Origin of the sequence: Mariniflexile sp. TRM1-10, assembly GCF_003425985.1 — a bacterium.
In the GTDB taxonomy this organism is placed as follows: domain Bacteria; phylum Bacteroidota; class Bacteroidia; order Flavobacteriales; family Flavobacteriaceae; genus Mariniflexile.
Window position 1 is genome coordinate 1,498,878 of record NZ_CP022985.1, and the last position, 15,487, is coordinate 1,514,364.

16 protein-coding genes are annotated in these 15,487 nt (G+C 33.2%); 12 read left to right on the top strand and 4 right to left on the bottom strand.

Annotated elements, in window-relative coordinates; translation table 11 throughout:
• Positions 1 to 80: 80 nt before the first annotated feature.
• On the bottom strand, positions 81 to 371 hold the full coding sequence (locus CJ739_RS06380) for an HU family DNA-binding protein (RefSeq protein ID WP_117173525.1): 291 nt from the start codon (positions 369 to 371) through the stop codon (positions 81 to 83).
• 139 nt (positions 372 to 510) lie between these two features.
• Between CJ739_RS06380 and mutY the strand changes: the two genes are divergently transcribed.
• From mutY to CJ739_RS06405, 5 genes are all read left to right on the top strand, one after another.
• Positions 511 to 1,554, top strand: a complete 1,044-nt coding sequence (mutY, locus tag CJ739_RS06385) for an A/G-specific adenine glycosylase (RefSeq protein ID WP_117173527.1) — start codon at positions 511 to 513, stop codon at positions 1,552 to 1,554.
• Positions 1,555 to 1,823: 269 nt separating this feature from the next.
• Positions 1,824 to 2,270, top strand: a complete 447-nt coding sequence (locus CJ739_RS06390) for a single-stranded DNA-binding protein (protein WP_117173529.1) — start codon at positions 1,824 to 1,826, stop codon at positions 2,268 to 2,270.
• A 52-nt stretch (positions 2,271 to 2,322) separates the two neighbouring features.
• Positions 2,323 to 3,627, top strand: coding sequence for a gliding motility-associated protein GldE (locus CJ739_RS06395; RefSeq protein WP_117173531.1), 1,305 nt, complete (start codon positions 2,323 to 2,325; stop codon positions 3,625 to 3,627).
• Between the two features lie 38 nt (positions 3,628 to 3,665).
• Complete coding sequence (gldD, locus tag CJ739_RS06400; RefSeq protein ID WP_117173533.1) at positions 3,666 to 4,271, top strand: gliding motility lipoprotein GldD; 606 nt, start codon at positions 3,666 to 3,668, stop codon at positions 4,269 to 4,271.
• A 511-nt stretch (positions 4,272 to 4,782) separates the two neighbouring features.
• Positions 4,783 to 5,511 carry a hypothetical protein gene (locus CJ739_RS06405; RefSeq protein WP_117173535.1) on the top strand — a complete coding sequence of 243 codons (729 nt, stop codon included), beginning with the start codon at positions 4,783 to 4,785 and terminating at the stop codon, positions 5,509 to 5,511.
• A 316-nt stretch (positions 5,512 to 5,827) separates the two neighbouring features.
• Here CJ739_RS06405 and CJ739_RS06410 read toward each other — a convergent pair whose 3' ends face one another.
• Positions 5,828 to 6,205 (bottom strand): heavy-metal-associated domain-containing protein, encoded by a 378-nt coding sequence (locus tag CJ739_RS06410; RefSeq protein ID WP_117173537.1) that lies wholly within the window; start codon positions 6,203 to 6,205, stop codon positions 5,828 to 5,830.
• A gap of 370 nt (positions 6,206 to 6,575) precedes the next feature.
• Between CJ739_RS06410 and CJ739_RS06415 the strand changes: the two genes are divergently transcribed.
• The 6 genes from CJ739_RS06415 to CJ739_RS06440 all read left to right on the top strand — a co-directional run bounded on the left by CJ739_RS06415 (position 6,576) and on the right by CJ739_RS06440 (position 12,456).
• Positions 6,576 to 7,019 (top strand): DUF4199 domain-containing protein, encoded by a 444-nt coding sequence (locus CJ739_RS06415; RefSeq protein ID WP_117173539.1) that lies wholly within the window; start codon positions 6,576 to 6,578, stop codon positions 7,017 to 7,019.
• Between the two features lie 105 nt (positions 7,020 to 7,124).
• Positions 7,125 to 7,676 (top strand): 50S ribosomal protein L21, encoded by a 552-nt coding sequence (gene rplU, locus CJ739_RS06420; RefSeq protein WP_117173541.1) that lies wholly within the window; start codon positions 7,125 to 7,127, stop codon positions 7,674 to 7,676.
• A 25-nt stretch (positions 7,677 to 7,701) separates the two neighbouring features.
• The gene (gene rpmA, locus CJ739_RS06425) at positions 7,702 to 7,962 is read left to right on the top strand and encodes a 50S ribosomal protein L27 (RefSeq protein ID WP_117173543.1); all 261 of its coding nucleotides are present in this window, start codon (positions 7,702 to 7,704) and stop codon (positions 7,960 to 7,962) included.
• Between the two features lie 214 nt (positions 7,963 to 8,176).
• Positions 8,177 to 11,023: a TonB-dependent receptor gene (locus tag CJ739_RS06430; protein WP_117173550.1), complete on the top strand. Its 2,847-nt coding sequence runs from the start codon at positions 8,177 to 8,179 to the stop codon at positions 11,021 to 11,023.
• Positions 11,024 to 11,031: 8 nt separating this feature from the next.
• Entirely contained in the window at positions 11,032 to 12,051 is a 1,020-nt protein-coding gene (locus CJ739_RS06435) for a phytase (protein ID WP_117173552.1), read from the top strand.
• A gap of 129 nt (positions 12,052 to 12,180) precedes the next feature.
• Positions 12,181 to 12,456, top strand: a complete 276-nt coding sequence (locus CJ739_RS06440) for a hypothetical protein (RefSeq protein WP_117173554.1) — start codon at positions 12,181 to 12,183, stop codon at positions 12,454 to 12,456.
• Here CJ739_RS06440 and CJ739_RS06445 read toward each other — a convergent pair.
• Entirely contained in the window at positions 12,453 to 12,923 is a 471-nt protein-coding gene (locus CJ739_RS06445; RefSeq protein ID WP_117173556.1) for a very short patch repair endonuclease, read from the bottom strand. The two genes, CJ739_RS06440 and CJ739_RS06445, sit on opposite strands and share 4 nt — an antisense overlap.
• Before the next feature lie 109 nt (positions 12,924 to 13,032).
• Complete coding sequence (locus CJ739_RS06450; RefSeq protein WP_117173558.1) at positions 13,033 to 13,509, bottom strand: regulatory protein RecX; 477 nt, start codon at positions 13,507 to 13,509, stop codon at positions 13,033 to 13,035.
• Between the two features lie 109 nt (positions 13,510 to 13,618).
• Between CJ739_RS06450 and CJ739_RS06455 the strand changes: the two genes are divergently transcribed.
• Entirely contained in the window at positions 13,619 to 15,478 is a 1,860-nt protein-coding gene (locus CJ739_RS06455) for a RemA C-terminal-like gliding motility protein (protein WP_117173560.1), read from the top strand.
• Positions 15,479 to 15,487: the final 9 nt, after the last annotated feature.

The following is a 15,487-nucleotide window of genomic DNA, read 5'->3' on the forward strand; positions in this document are numbered from 1 at the left end:
TTTTTTACCACTTGGCATAAATAGTGTATTTTTTGATTAATAATTTATCTAATGCTGAAACAATTTCAGCCAATGCGTTTTTATTTAACGTCTACATTTGTTTTAACGCCCTCAACAAAAACTTTTGCTGGCTTAAATGCAGGGATATTATGAGATGGTATTTTTATGGTAGTGTTTTTTGAAATGTTTCTACCTGTTTTTTCAGCTCTTGTTTTAATAATAAAGCTACCAAAGCCTCTTAAGTAAACATTATCACCACTTTCTAAAGAAGATTTTACTTCTTCCATAAATGTTTCAACAGTTGCTTGAACATCTCCTTTTTCAATTCCTAATTTGTCAGAAATTTTTGCTACTATATCAGCCTTAGTCATTTTAATATATTTTTTTTAAGTTACTATAAATTTTAAAAGGGATGCAAATATAGGAATTTAAAATTCAATATTTCAAACCTAATTCATTAAAATTTAAGATTATAAACGTTTATTTTTGTTGGCAGCATTTATTTAATTAATGATATTTTCAAAAACTTTAAACCATTGGTATTCAAATAATAAGAGAGCGCTTCCATGGAGGCAAACAAAAGACCCTTATTACATTTGGTTATCGGAAATTATTTTACAGCAAACACAAGTGGCTCAAGGGTTGCCATATTACAGCAAATTTACAGAAGAATTCCCGTCGGTTTTTCATTTAGCTAACGCCGAAGAAAGCAGTGTTTTAAAATTATGGCAAGGGTTGGGCTATTATTCTCGAGCAAGAAATTTACACGCTACTGCAAAATACATTGCCAACGAGCTAAATGGAGAATTCCCAAATTCTTATAAAGATTTATTAAAACTGAAAGGTATTGGCGATTATACAGCAAGTGCCATAGCATCTATTTGTTTTAATAAAACAGAAGCTGTGGTAGATGGAAATGTGTACAGGGTATTGGCACGTTATTTTGGTATAGACACACCTATTAACTCATCAAAAGGCGCTAAAGAGTTTAAACAATTGGCACAGGAGTTAATTGATAAAAAAAATCCAGCAGAGTTTAATCAGGCTATTATGGAGTTTGGTGCTACACAATGCAAACCACAAAGCCCCAATTGCTCTATATGTCCTTTTAAAACCAGCTGTATTGCTTTTAATAAAAACAGAATTAGTGAATTGCCTGTTAAATTAAAATCTGCGAAAGCAAAAAAAAAGTATTTTAACTTTTTGGTTTTTATAGATAACGATGAAAAAACCATTTTAGAAAAACGTGAGGGCAAAGGCATTTGGCAAAACTTATATCAGTTTCCTTTAATTGAAGCAGACAAAAATTTAGAGTTTGAAGATTTTAAAAAATTAGCTCAAAATCACCATCTGCTAAAAGAATCTTCGTTTGAATTGTCTCTTTACAATGACGATGTTATTATTCATAAATTATCACATCAACATTTATATACCAAATTTTGGATTATAACAGTTAATACTTCTTTGGATAACGGAATTCCAATAAATAAAATACATACGTATGCGGTGCCTATTTTAATTGGTAATTTTATTGAATATTTTAATTTTGATTAGTTTAGAGCCTGTTTAAATTTATATCAATTGTTTTTCTATACCCCTTTTTGCGCCTAATTTCGTTGAAACCTCATCAAATGGCCCTGCCATTATCTTCGATTTCGCCTCATTTTGCATCAAAAATGACCTATAGAAGATCCAATCATACAAATTTAAACAGGCTCTTAATGCTAACAATCAAAATTTTTATTAATTTTAAAAAACGGGAAAGTAAGTCTTTAAAATGCAAAGCAATTCAGTAATTTTGCTCTCCTATAAAAACAATAATTATGACTGGGACATTAAATAAAGTGATGCTGATTGGGCATTTGGGTGATGAAGTAAAAATGCATTATTTTGAAGGTGGAAATTGTATTGGCAGGTTTCCTTTGGCAACAAACGAGACATACACCAGCAAACAAACCAACGAGCGTGTTACCAATACCGAATGGCATAACATTGTCGTTAGAAATAAAGCCGCCGAAATTTGCGAAAAGTATTTAAGTAAAGGAGATAAGGTATATATTGAAGGCCGATTGAAAACCAGAAAATGGCAAGACGAAAGTGGAAACGATCGGTATTCAACCGAAATTCAATGCACAGACTTTACCTTTTTAACCACTAAAAAAGAGAGCGAAGGTAATACTCCAAACACAACAGCAACACAAAAGCCTGCTGCAAAGCAACCTGAAGACCCTGAACCAATTGGAGAAGAAGATGACGATTTACCATTTTAATAATAAATGTCTCGAGACAACGAGATACTTTGTGTAACTAAAACCATATTACTTGGATCCTGACCCCGCGAGTTTTAAAAGTTTAATGACTGCAGTTGATTTTTCAATTGTTTTAGGCATCGTGTTATTATTTCTACTTTTGCTTTGTTCCGCACTTATTTCTGGTGCCGAAGTGGCCCTTTTTTCGCTTTCAAGAACGGATATAGAAAAAGGATTGGAAGCAAAATCTAAACGCATTCAAATAATAACAAATCTGCTAGAGCGTCCTAAAAAATTATTGGCCACCATTTTAGTAGCAAACAATTTTATAAACATTGCCATTGTTATTTTGTTTGCCTATTTGGGTAGCGATATATTTTCAGGTATTACTTCACCTATAATAAAATTTGTGATTGAAGTTGTTGTTGTAACTTTCTTAATTTTATTTTTTGGCGAAATTTTACCTAAAATTTATGCCAGTCGAAACAATTTAAAGTTTGCAACCTTTATGGCATACCCGCTAAGGGTTTTAGATATATTGTTATCGCCTTTAAGCTTACCCATGCGTGGTTTAACAATAATCATACATAATAAACTGGGCAAGCAAAAATCTAATTTAAGCGTCGATCAGCTATCACAAGCACTAGAACTTACAAGTAAAGAAGACACTACCAGAGAAGAACATAAAATATTGCAAGGCATTGTCTCTTTTGGTAACACAGACACCAAACAAGTTATGCGTCCACGCATTGATATTTTTGCACTAAACATTGAGCAGAAATACACGGAAATTTTACCGGAAATAATAAAAAACGGTTATTCGCGTATTCCTGTTTTTAAAGATAATATAGATTCCATAGAAGGCATACTTTATGTGAAGGATTTGCTGCCTTATATAGATCGAAAACAATTTGATTGGACTACCTTAATCAGAGAACCCATTTTTGTGCCCGAAAACAAAAAGCTTGATGACTTAATGGCAGAATTTCAAGAGAAAAAAGTGCATTTGGCAGTAGTAGTTGATGAATATGGAGGAACTTCTGGACTTATTTCCTTAGAAGATATTATTGAAGAAATTGTAGGTGACATAAGTGATGAGTTTGATGATGAAGATTTAACCTATTCTAAATTAGATGATACTAATTTTGTGTTTGAAGGAAAAACGACCTTAAAAGATTTCTATAAAATTATTAAAGTTGAAGACGAAACCGTTTTTGAGGATAATAAAGGTGAAGCCGAAACCATTGCTGGTTTTGTTTTAGAAATATCGGGCAGTTTCCCAAAATTAAACAGTAAAATACTATTTAAAAATTATATTTTTAAAATTGAAGCCTTAGATAAAAAACGGATAAAACTCATAAAATTTACAATCACGTAGCGAACTCAAAAGACCAAATACCATAACCTGATAACTTCATGATTTTAAAATTGAAAAGCACATATTTATTTAAAAGTTTAATAACAGTTGGACTTTTTATTTTAGTGTCTTGTGGGCAAGATTATATTCCAAAGCCTAAGGCTTATCTAAGGTTAGATTATCCTAAAGCACAGTATAAAAAAATTAATATAGACGTGCCGTTTTATTTTGAAACAAACCATTTAGCGTCTAAAATTAAGTATAAAAAGTTAGCCGCAACTAAAGAAAGTTATGGTATTAATATAGAATACCCTACACTAAAAGGCACTATTTTTTTAACCTATAAGGCGATAGATGGCGATTCGGAAATCTTAACCGAATATCTTAGAGACGCCCAAAAATTCACTTTAGAACACACCATTAAAGCAGATGAGATCCCCGTATTTCCATATGAAAACAAAGAAAGAAAAGTATACGGCATATTTTCTGAAGTAAAAGGAAACGTGGCATCGCCTGCACAATTTTATGTCACTGATAGTGTTCAGCATTTCTTAGTAGGATCCCTTTACTTTTACGCTAAACCTAATTATGATTCTATTTTACCGGCAGCTAACTATTTACAAAAAGACATGGCGCGAATAATGGAAACAATTGTTTGGAAATAAGCTACAGGTCTAAAAAATAGTTAATATTTTTATATTGAACTCATTTATACTTTTTTGATTGAAGCGAAAATTTAACCTTGCGCCAGCTGGCTCGTTCGCTAAAATAACCCACTGGGTTATTTTTACGCTCCGACCTGTGCTCGGTTGAAGGCTTTTTTGGGTTGCATTGCAGAGCTACGAAAGTAAAAAAAGACAGGACAGAGCGTTAAGAAACAGTCCAGTGGACTGTTTTAGCGAAATCGAAGATTCGGCGTAGCCAATGGGACAGAAGGCGCGTGGACAAAAAAGGACGATTTTTTTAGCCAATTATAAAAAGTATAAACGAGTTCATTATTAATTTTTCGCAAAATAAAATCGATATAATTCCATATAAATATTTTTTTAGGCAAGTGAATAAACATTTCGTGTTTTTTTTGTTAAAAAAATATTATATTGCCCATATATATATTATTTATAATAATGTTTTGCACATTTTTTTTAATAAAAGTAATTCACATAGCTCCAAATACACTTGAAAACTTTTAGAACCGTAGTAATAGAAGAGTTATGGAAATTACTTAACCAGAAAATATTAGTGAATTTTATATTTTTTGGCATTGTTTTTCTAGACGCTTTAGGGGCTATTTTGCCAAAGTATTTAGATAGAAAGGTGACAATGTTTGCTGCTTTTCCTTTAATTCTTTATATATATATCTTAAATGCAAGTAAAAAGAATATACTATTTGTAATCTCTTTATTTTTTAATTTTTTAGGAATCTACAATTTCAACAATCCCTATGAAAGATATAATTCTGCAGGGTTAATTTATCACACCATTGCGTTCTCTATTTACTGTATTATCTTCTTCAAAGACATCCAAATAGTTAATTGGAAGACCGTTCTAAAATTAGCTATACCAATAGTGTTATTTGTATTGATATCTGTAAGTATATATTCTGATGGAATGCATACAATGCTTGTTTTTAAGGAGACCATACTGTATGTGTCTTCAGCAACAATCTTTATGATTGGCACATTTTTGCTATCCTTAAACAAAAAAAACAACGTTAACTATATTCTAATGTTCTCAGGAATTTCCATCTTGTTGAGTTCTGTTTTTCAAGGGTATAATTTATTCTTAGAAAAGAATAAATTTCTCGGTTTTTTTGCGGTTATATTTTTTAATTTAACCCACTACTTAGTGTGTTTATATTTGATAAAAAAATCTCATGGATTATCCTTTAATCAAGAAGACGAGTAAGTTTTAGAAACCCTTTTTAAATAAAAATTTCTTGAAACAGACTATCCTCGAAGCAAAGCCATAGAGATATACTTCGATTAGGCTCAGTACAGGTTTCGCCTGTTTCATTTTGACCTCTGGATCAAAAACCTAAATTTTGTATTTTACCTCACCCAGAACTGCCTTTTCGAGCAGTTCTGACTTCTCCAAAGGAGAGGTGAATTGGATACCCCGAGGCTGCGCCTTCGAGGAATTATTTAGATTTAAAATATTTTGCAAGAAGTTAAACTTCTGCTTTTGTAGTGCGACCCCGCTATGGTATGATATTTAACAATTTTTAGTTAGTGGTCACTGTCTTCATACCACTAACTTCATAAGCATCTGATACTTTAGTAACCGTTTCTTCTAATAAAACAGGTGTTACCTTAGCTACATTGTATTCAACCATAGCTAATTTTTTATCAAAATCAACAGTTGCGGATTTCACACCATCCATTTTAGCAATCTTCTTTTCAATTGTTTTAGCACAACCTATGGCACAAGTCATCCCATCAATAGTGAATTCTGCTTTGGCGTAGGTAGCGTTTGGGTCTGCCATTTTAGAAGTTTCGTTTGCCACTTCAACAGTTTTAACCTCTGGTTTTGCTTCATTTTTACAGCTCATAACAAATAATGCCATGGCCCCAACCATCATAATGTTTTTTATTGATTTCATCTGTTTATATTTATTTAGTTCACTAAGCTAATATTTGTCAGCGGTGCTCACTGATATGCTTCGCAGTTGTTTTTTAATGGTCTAGATGTTACATTCAAATCATGCTCCTATGTGTTAAAGGTGTCGCTAGCATGGATGTTTTATCGTTTTTCAATATTTAAATCTAGGCAAATTTACTAAATAAAGAGGCTTAGCAATTATAAACCGGTATTAAAAAGCACAGAAAAAATTATTTTTTTACCAAAATTTTCACGTAATTTAATAGCACAAATCATTTTAAAGCAAAATAAACAGCCAAAAAATTTATTAATTATGATGATGAATTTATCAACTGAATATTATTTTCTTAAATAAAATCAAATTTTAGCACATGAAAAAAATATCGCTTTCCATTAAGTTTGGACTTATTACAAGCATTGTATTAATTGCTTATTTTTTAATCTTGGCATTATTTAACAAGCATATAAATCCAGCATATAGTTTTTTTAATGCTATCATAACTACTCTTGGGATTTATGAAGCCATTAGGTTTACCAAACTCGAGAATCCCGAAGCTTTTTCTTATGGCGAAGGCTTTAAAACAGGGCTTATTACAGGCTTTATTGCCACCATACTCTTCACTGGTTTCTTCTTGCTTTATGCAACCGAATTTAACCCTGATTTTTTACCAGAATTACTTAAAAAAATGCAGGGTGGTTTAGGGGCTGATGTTGGCTTGATAACATTTGTGGTGGCCATTATGGGGTTTGCAACTACGCTAGTTGCAACACTTGCTGTGATGCAGCATTTTAAAAACAGTAAAAATCTTGCCTAAAAGAAACAAAACGTTTGCAGATTAATTAATTAGCAGTATATTTGCACCCGCCTTCCGTATAGGTAGGTGCATTTTGAACAAAATTAATTAATAAAACGTTACGCTATGTACGCAATTGTAGAGATAGCAGGGCAACAATTTAAAGTTGTTAAAGACCAAAAGGTTTTTGTACACCGTTTACAAACAGAAGAAGGAAAGCAAGTAGCTTTCGACAATGTACTTCTTATTGGTGATGGTGACAATGTAACTGTAGGCGCCCCAGCTATAGACGGAGCTCAAGTAGGAGCAAAAGTCTTAAAGCACCTTAAAGGTGATAAAGTGATAGTTTTCAAAAAGAAAAGACGTAAAGGTTACCGTAAGAAAAACGGTCACCGTCAATCTTTAACTGAAATCATCATTGAAAGTATTGCTGCTTCGGGAGCAAAAAAGGCTGCTAAAGTTGAAAACGAAGGAGCCAAAAAAGCTGCCAAAGTTGAGAAAGTTGAAGCTAAAAAAGAGACACCAGCTAAAGTAGAGAAAAAAGTTGAAGCTAAAGCTGAAGTTACTCAAGATTTAAACAGTTTAACAGTTGCTGAATTAAAAGAAATGGCAAAAGCTAAAGGCATTGAAGGAATCACTTCAATGAAAAAAGCTGATTTAATTGCTGCTTTAAGTTAATTTTAAAATATAAAATCGAAATAAAATGGCACATAAAAAAGGAGTCGGAAGTTCGAAAAACGGTAGAGAATCAGAATCAAAACGTTTAGGCGTTAAGATATTTGGTGGTCAAGCTGCAATAGCTGGAAATATTATCGTAAGACAAAGAGGAAACACGCATCACCCAGGTGAAAACGTATATTCTTCAAAAGATCATACATTACACGCTTATGTTGATGGCGTTGTAAAGTTCACAAAGAAAAAAGACAACAAATCTTATGTTTCTATAGTACCTTTTGAGGTTTAGGAACTAATTTTCTTTTAAAGTATAAGCCCTTTCTGTTTCCAGAAAGGGCTTTTTGTTTGTTTTAAATTAGCTTTTCTGTAAGGTTTTTTAAATGTTAATTAATTGCAAAGTTTAGCCAATAGGCTTCTATATTTAACACTAGCATAAATAAGACTTAAAGCGCTTTACACATCTATTTTGTTATTTCGTCCCAATAATTAATCAACAAAATAACATGAGAAAAGACTGTGTATTACTATTAATTACGTTCATATATTCATTAGCCACTTTTACGCAAAATGGAAATATAAAAGGTGTTATAGCAGATGAAAATGGCATCGCTGTCCCTGGGGCAACTGTACTGATAGAAGAACTAAAAAAAGGAGCTGTTTCAGACTTTGATGGCACTTTTACCATAATTGGTATTCCTGAAGGCACCTATCATTTATCAATTAAATATTTAGGATATTCAGATTTTAAAAAAGAGGCCATTGTATCTAATTCAGAAACAACAACTTTATATGTTACATTAAGCTCTAAAAACACCGAATTGGATGAAGTTGAAATTACAGGCTATTCTTTAGGTGGACAAGCAAGAGCATTAAATGCTCAAAAAAACAAACAAAACATCACGAATATTGTTTCAACAGATCAGATAGGGAAATTCCCAGATGCCAATATTGGAGACGCCGTAAAGAGGATTCCTGGGATTACGATGCAAGTAGACCAAGGCGAGGCACGTAATATTATTATTCGTGGGTTGTCGCCTCAATTAAATTCCGTAACATTAAACGGAAGTCGTATTCCTTCTGCCGAAGGTGATAACAGAAATGTTCAAATGGATTTAATTCCTGCCGATATGATTCAAACCATAGAGGTTAGTAAAGCCATAACACCTGATATGGACGCCGATGCTTTGGGAGGTTCGGTAAACTTAATAACAAGAACATCCCCTCAAGGCTTTCGCTTATCTGCAACGGCAGGTTCTGGAATCAATTATATCACTAATAAAAGAATCCTAAATGGGTCTTTTTTATTAGGCGATAAGTCTAATGACGGCAAATTTGGTTATATGCTTTCAGCGTCTTTCAATGATAATGATTTTGGAAGTGATAACGTTGAAGCAGAATGGGAAGACGAATTTGAATATAATGCATTTGATGATGAAGATAATTTACAGGAAGTAGATGTAAACCCGTATGCTAAAGTATTTGAGATTCGAGAGTATTTGGTACAACGTATTCGCCGTAGTTTTTCAGCAAATTTTGATTATAAATTAAATGACAATAGCAACATTTACTTTAAATCCATTTACAACTGGAGAGATGATCGTGAAAACAGGTTTCGTTTAGAGCATGAGATTTTAGATGGTGAAGATATTGAACCGGGCGATTTCACAGTAGATGGAACTGGTAATTTAACATCGTTTCCCGTAGAAGTCAAAAGGCAATCTAAAGGAGGTATTGATAACGGCCGAAATAAAAACAGACGTTTAGAAGATCAGCGTATGTTTAATTTTAGTTTGGGTGGCGAGCATTTGGCCAATACTTTGCAAATAGATTGGATGGCTTCATTATCAAAAGCCTCAGAAGAACGTTTAAACGAACGTTATTTAGAATATGAAAGTGAGTATGGTGTAGCATTCAATAACGATGCAGATAAACCATTGTTTATACCATTATTTGCGGATGATGCTGATTTCAATAATTTTGAATTTAATGAACTAACAGAAGAAAATCAATATACAGAGGAAAAAGATCTTAATCTGTTTGCTAACTTTAAATTACCACTAACGCTATTTCAGCAAGAAGATGGCTTTTTAAAGTTTGGACTAAGAGCTAGATTGAAAAACAAAAATCGAGACAATGACTTTACGGAATATAGTCCACAAAGTGCTGCTTTCGAATTTTTAGGTGGCATACCGACCCGAAATTACTCAGATTCAGATTTTTTAGCAGGAAGTCAATATGCGGTTGGTACATTCGCAACTTCTGAATTTTTAGGAAGTTTAAAATTAAACGATACTACACAATTTGAAGCAGAAAATTTGCCTGAAGAATACTTAACCGCCAATTTTGATGTAGATGAAAACGTGTATGCAGGTTATGCTATGACCAACCAAAAGCTATCAGATAAATTAAGCCTGTTAGTAGGTTTAAGGCTAGAACACACCAAAATTAATAGTATAGGAAACGAATTAATTTTTGATGTTGAAGGCGATTATGCAGGAACAAACCAATTAAAAGATGAAAGTTCCTATACTAATGTTTTGCCCGGTCTGCATTTAAAATACGATGTATCAAATAATACGGTTTTGCGTTTTGCGTGGACAAACACGTTGGCAAGACCAAATTATGTTGATTTGGTACCTTACAGGGAAATTAACAATGAAGATGAAGAAATTTATTTAGGTAATTCTGAGTTAGAACCAACAACCTCCATGAATTTTGATGTGATGGCAGAACGTTATTTTAAATCCGTTGGAATTTTGTCGGCAGGTTTATTCTATAAAGATATTCAAGATTTTGTTTATACTAGCCAGTCAGAAAACACCAATGGCTACGAAGTATATCAACCATTAAACGGCGAGGGCGCTACCATATTTGGAGCAGAGTTTTCATTACAGCGTCAGTTGGATTTTTTACCCGGTTTTGCAAAAAACTTCAATATTTATTTAAACTATACCTATTTAACTTCTGATGCTAAAGGCATTAAAAATGAAGATGGTGAAACGCGTAATGATTTAGACTTACCACAAACGGCTCCAAATATGTTTAATGCTTCTTTAGGGTATGCCAACAAGAGATTAAGCTTGCGTTTGTCTGGAAATTATTCAGATTCCTATATCGATGAAATTGGTGGTCGTGCTTTTGAAGACAGGTATTATGACGAGCAGTTCTTTTTAGACTTCAATGCCAATGTGTCAATAAATAAAAATTTAAGTTTATATGCAGATTTAAACAATATTACCAACCAACCATTGCGTTATTTTCAAGGAGTGAAATCTAGAACCATGCAAATGGAATATTATGGTAGACGCTTAACCTTTGGTTTAAAATACGATTTGTTTAAGAAAAATTAAGAAGGAACATGAATAAAGTAAAAGTAAATATTGTTTTTGGAATTACCGTTTTATTATTGTCCTGTGCCACTAAATTACCAGAAATAGTAGCTAAAACCGTTACAGAGAAAACACCGCACGATACCGACGATCCTGCTATTTGGATAAACAAGAATAATCCAGAACAAAGTATTGTTTTTGGTACGGATAAAGATGACGTTAATGGCGGGGTTTATGCTTTTGATTTAGATGGGAAAATCATAAAGGAAAAAAGTATCACCAATATTAGCTATCCAAATAATGTTGATGTGGCGCATGGCTTTAAATTAAATGATTCTACAACAACCGATATTATGGTGTTTTCCGAAAGGGAAAAACATCAAATACGTTTGTTCTCTGTACCAGATATGATACCATTGGATCATGGTGGATTTAAAGTTTTTGAAGATGAAACCCATGCTGAAATGAAACGCCCCATGGGAGTATCTCTTTATAAAAACCCCGTAACAGGACATATATCGGTTTTTGTTAGTAGAAAAAAAGGACCAACAAAAGGCTATTTATATCAGTACGAATTAGTTTCAGATTCATTAGGCGTCAAAGCCAATTTACTTAGGAAACTAGGCGCATTTAGTGGACAAAAAGAAATTGAAGCCATAGCAGTTGATGATGAAGCAGGCTTTGTTTATTATTCTGATGAAGGCATTGGTATTAGAAAATACCATGCCAATCCAATAAAAGGCGATGTAGAAGTAGCACTTTTTGGAGGCGAGCATTTTAAAGATGATATAGAAGGTATTGCTATTACAAAGTATCAAGACAGAGGCTATTTAATAGTTTCTAACCAACAAAAACATACCTTTAATATTTTCAGTTTAGAAACCAATGCATTTATAAAAGAACTTAATTTGGGCACTATTGAAACCGATGGTTGCGATGTGACCACAATCCCTTTAGGAAGCAAATTTCCTAACGGATTATTTGTATCCATGAATGATGAAATGAACTTCTTTTTTCATGATTTGGCTGACCTAAAATTAGTAGAGTAACCCATTTATTACATATTTCAAAACCCTTTCTGGAAACAGAGAGGGTTTTTGTTGATTTTATTGGAATAATTTACTAACTTAGAGTACTGCATTATACCATGCTATATTGTTTCACTTAAAATTGTTGTTATGCTTCCTCCTTTTAGATCAGAAATTAGAAATTCTCCATCGCAGCAAACTATAAAAATATATTTGAGTGATGAGTCTTTAGATGCCAATATTAAAAGTCATCTAGAACATTTTACCGAAATTGAATCCATAGAAATAACCGATACTATCGAGCAAAATCGCGCCGACGAAAACCTAACTATTATTTTAAAAGACTCGGTAGATATTAATAGAATGAAAGCATCCATCGATTCTAGTTTATGGTGGTATTTTGAAAGGGATATGGCTGATGATTAATTATTTTCTCCAACGTCTATGTAAACCAATATATCGTTAATGCATTTGTCTAGTTCGGTTTTAATATCCTTTGCCCAAAACCTAAACACGGTATAGCCCATTTCAATAAGTTGCTGGTTTACCTCTTTATCGCGCTGCATATTCCGTTCTATTTTTGGTATCCAAAAACCACGATTGCTTTGTATGGTTTCCTTGCGTTCGTTCCAATTAAACCCATGCCAAAATTCGCCATCAATAAAAACAGCTAATTTGTACTTTTTAATGGAAACATCGGGTTTTCCGGGAAGCTTTCTATTGTTTACTCTATACCTCACCCCTTTTCTCCAAAGCGCTTTTCTAAAAAGCATTTCTGGCTTGGTGTTTTTGCCACCAATCTTGCTCATTATTTTTGAGCGTTTTTTAGTGGTATAAAAACCCGATTCCTCATTAAACCGAGGGACTTTTATTTTATCTTCATTATAAACCATAAAAATTTAATACTCATAAGCACAGATTATATGGATGCGTAGGTAACATTAAAAAACTAAATCTTTTTAATTTCCGTATTATAATTTCCTGACTTTTAAGGCAATAACATTATTTTATAAGTTCGTTAGCCTTATCATATACCAAATGGGACTCCCAACCGCGGTATAAAAAGTAATCTATAAACTTCTTCTTTTTCTTAAAAAGGTTGGACTCTTTTATAGAATTCGCCTTTTTTTCGGCTAAATCATTAAAAACCCCGATATACTCCTCGTCCGAAATATCTGCAAGCGCTTGTTTTATGTTAACTTTGCCTACGCCTTTTTTCTTTAATTCAAAAGTTAAACGGCGTCGGCCCCAAGCCTTTATTTTGAACTTACCACTTACAAATGTTTTGGCAAAACGTTCTTCGTTTAGAAAATTATGCTGCAACAGGTGTACCACAATAACATCGATCGCTTCGGGTATCATATACATATCGGTAAGCTTTTGCACAACTTCTTTATGGCAACGTTCTTGGTATGCACAATAATGCTCCAGTTTTTTGGTAGCTTCTTGTAGCGTATATGTTTTTCTGGTTTGCTGCATGGTACACCAAAAATAACAATAGAAACAGAAACAATGAGTATAAAAAATTATAAAAACCAAATGTTGCTGTACAAAACAATGTTACACCACCGCTTTTAAACTTAACACCATGAAAAAAATTATTTTTATAAAACCACTCTCCTTTTTTATAACCCTTTTTTGTGCCATTAATTTTGGGTTTGGGCAATGTGGTACAGAAACAGCAACTTGGAATGGAAGTACATGGAATTGGGATGGCACTACCCTCCCCAATACAGTCCCTACAATAGGTGCTACTGATCAAGTGATTATTAATGGTAACTATGATACAAGTTTAGGCGGGTCGCAGACAAGCTTTAGTGCCTGTAGTTTAACTGTAAATGCAGGTTTTGATTTAACCGTTTCTAATGGCGATTATGTTGAAGTTGAAAATGATGTTGTTGCCAACGGTGGCATTACTGTCCAATCGCAAGCAAATTTTATACAAAATAATGATGCCGCTACCTTTACCGATAATACTGGCGGTTTAGTTGTTGTATCAAAGGAAAAAACCATGCAAAGATGGTATAGTTACACGTATTGGAGTTCGCCAACACAAACTGAAACTATTGAAGGTGCTTTAGGTAACACACCTACTGATAGACGTTTTTCATTCAACGCCACTAATTATATAGATTTGTTAGCGGAAATTGGAAACACCAATACATTTATAGCGGGACAAGATGGTTTTGATGATAATGGAAACGATTGGGTTAATACTCAAACTGGACCTATGGTTCCTGGTGTTGGATATGCTGCAACAGCTAGTGAATTTGGACCTGCTTTTCCCCGTACAGAACAATTTGATTTTTATGGTGCTTTTAATAATGGTGAAGTTTTAGTGCCGTTAGTTAGCAATAGTCTTGGTGCTTATGAAGACTGGAATTTAGTAGGTAATCCATATCCTAGTGCCATAAGCGCAGACCAGTTTTTCGCTGTTAATGCAGGTTTAGTAGATATGATTTATTTATGGGATCAAGGTACACCACCAAGTAGTACTAACAGTGGTAACCAAAACTCTAACTTCTCGAATGATGACTACGCTATTATAAATGGATTTGGAGAAATAGGCGCTAGAGCAGACACAGGTATACCTCCAAACAGGTTTGTACCTTCGGGTCAAGGCTTTTTTGTTATAGCTGCAGCTACTGGAAATTTAACCTTTAATAACTCGATGCGTGCTATTACTCATGATAATAGTCAATTTTTCAAAAGCATAAAAACTAAAAGTAAATATACCAATAGTAATGCAAACAAAATATGGGTTAATTTAACTTCAGATAATGGTATATACAATCAAATTATGGTTGGTTATACAAATGGTGCAACCAATGCAAATGATGGTACTTTTTATGATGCACCACGTGGTTTAGCTTCCCTTAATAGTACCTCATTATATTCTGTTATAGAAAATGATAATGGTAAATTTGCTATTCAAGCTAAAGACGCCAGTAACCTTAACGAAAATGAAATTATTAACCTTGGTTTTAAATCAACCATAAGTGTGGCTACCTTATTTAAATTATCGGTGGCTAAGGTAGAAGGCGACTTTTTAAACTGCCATACTGTTTATTTAAAAGATAATTTGCTTAATAAAGTACATTGTTTATCGACGTCCGATTATACATTTACATCGGCAGTTGGTGAATTTAACAACCGTTTTGAAATTGCTTTTAGCGACCAAGCTTTAACCATAGAAGATGCCCTTTTAAGCAATAATTCACTTAGAATTATTGAACTGGAAAACGGTTATGTACAGTTTACTACTTCTAATAATTTAAGTATTAAAGCGGTTTCAATTCATGATTTATTAGGAAGACAGTTGTATCACTTTACAGGTGGTTCTACTTCTGAAACATATAAACTTTCAAACTTAAACAATAGTGTTTATATTGCTAAAGTAGAACTTTCAAGTGGTAGGGTTATTAGCAAAAAGGCGTTTAAAAAGTGATTTAGTAAA

Excerpts from the sequence above, each read along its gene's own strand:
- CJ739_RS06380 (WP_117173525.1), bottom strand. The coding sequence starts at position 371 with ATGACTAAGGCTGATATAGTAGCAAAAATTTCTGACAAATTAGGAATT.
- mutY (WP_117173527.1), top strand. The coding sequence starts at position 511 with ATGATATTTTCAAAAACTTTAAACCATTGGTATTCAAATAATAAGAGA.
- CJ739_RS06390 (WP_117173529.1), top strand. The coding sequence starts at position 1,824 with ATGACTGGGACATTAAATAAAGTGATGCTGATTGGGCATTTGGGTGAT.
- gldD (WP_117173533.1), top strand. The coding sequence starts at position 3,666 with ATGATTTTAAAATTGAAAAGCACATATTTATTTAAAAGTTTAATAACA.
- CJ739_RS06410 (WP_117173537.1), bottom strand. The coding sequence starts at position 6,205 with ATGAAATCAATAAAAAACATTATGATGGTTGGGGCCATGGCATTATTT.
- CJ739_RS06415 (WP_117173539.1), top strand. The coding sequence starts at position 6,576 with ATGAAAAAAATATCGCTTTCCATTAAGTTTGGACTTATTACAAGCATT.
- rplU (WP_117173541.1), top strand. The coding sequence starts at position 7,125 with ATGTACGCAATTGTAGAGATAGCAGGGCAACAATTTAAAGTTGTTAAA.
- rpmA (WP_117173543.1), top strand. The coding sequence starts at position 7,702 with ATGGCACATAAAAAAGGAGTCGGAAGTTCGAAAAACGGTAGAGAATCA.
- CJ739_RS06430 (WP_117173550.1), top strand. The coding sequence starts at position 8,177 with ATGAGAAAAGACTGTGTATTACTATTAATTACGTTCATATATTCATTA.
- CJ739_RS06435 (WP_117173552.1), top strand. The coding sequence starts at position 11,032 with ATGAATAAAGTAAAAGTAAATATTGTTTTTGGAATTACCGTTTTATTA.
- CJ739_RS06440 (WP_117173554.1), top strand. The coding sequence starts at position 12,181 with ATGCTTCCTCCTTTTAGATCAGAAATTAGAAATTCTCCATCGCAGCAA.
- CJ739_RS06445 (WP_117173556.1), bottom strand. The coding sequence starts at position 12,923 with ATGGTTTATAATGAAGATAAAATAAAAGTCCCTCGGTTTAATGAGGAA.
- CJ739_RS06450 (WP_117173558.1), bottom strand. The coding sequence starts at position 13,509 with ATGCAGCAAACCAGAAAAACATATACGCTACAAGAAGCTACCAAAAAA.
- CJ739_RS06455 (WP_117173560.1), top strand. The coding sequence starts at position 13,619 with ATGAAAAAAATTATTTTTATAAAACCACTCTCCTTTTTTATAACCCTT.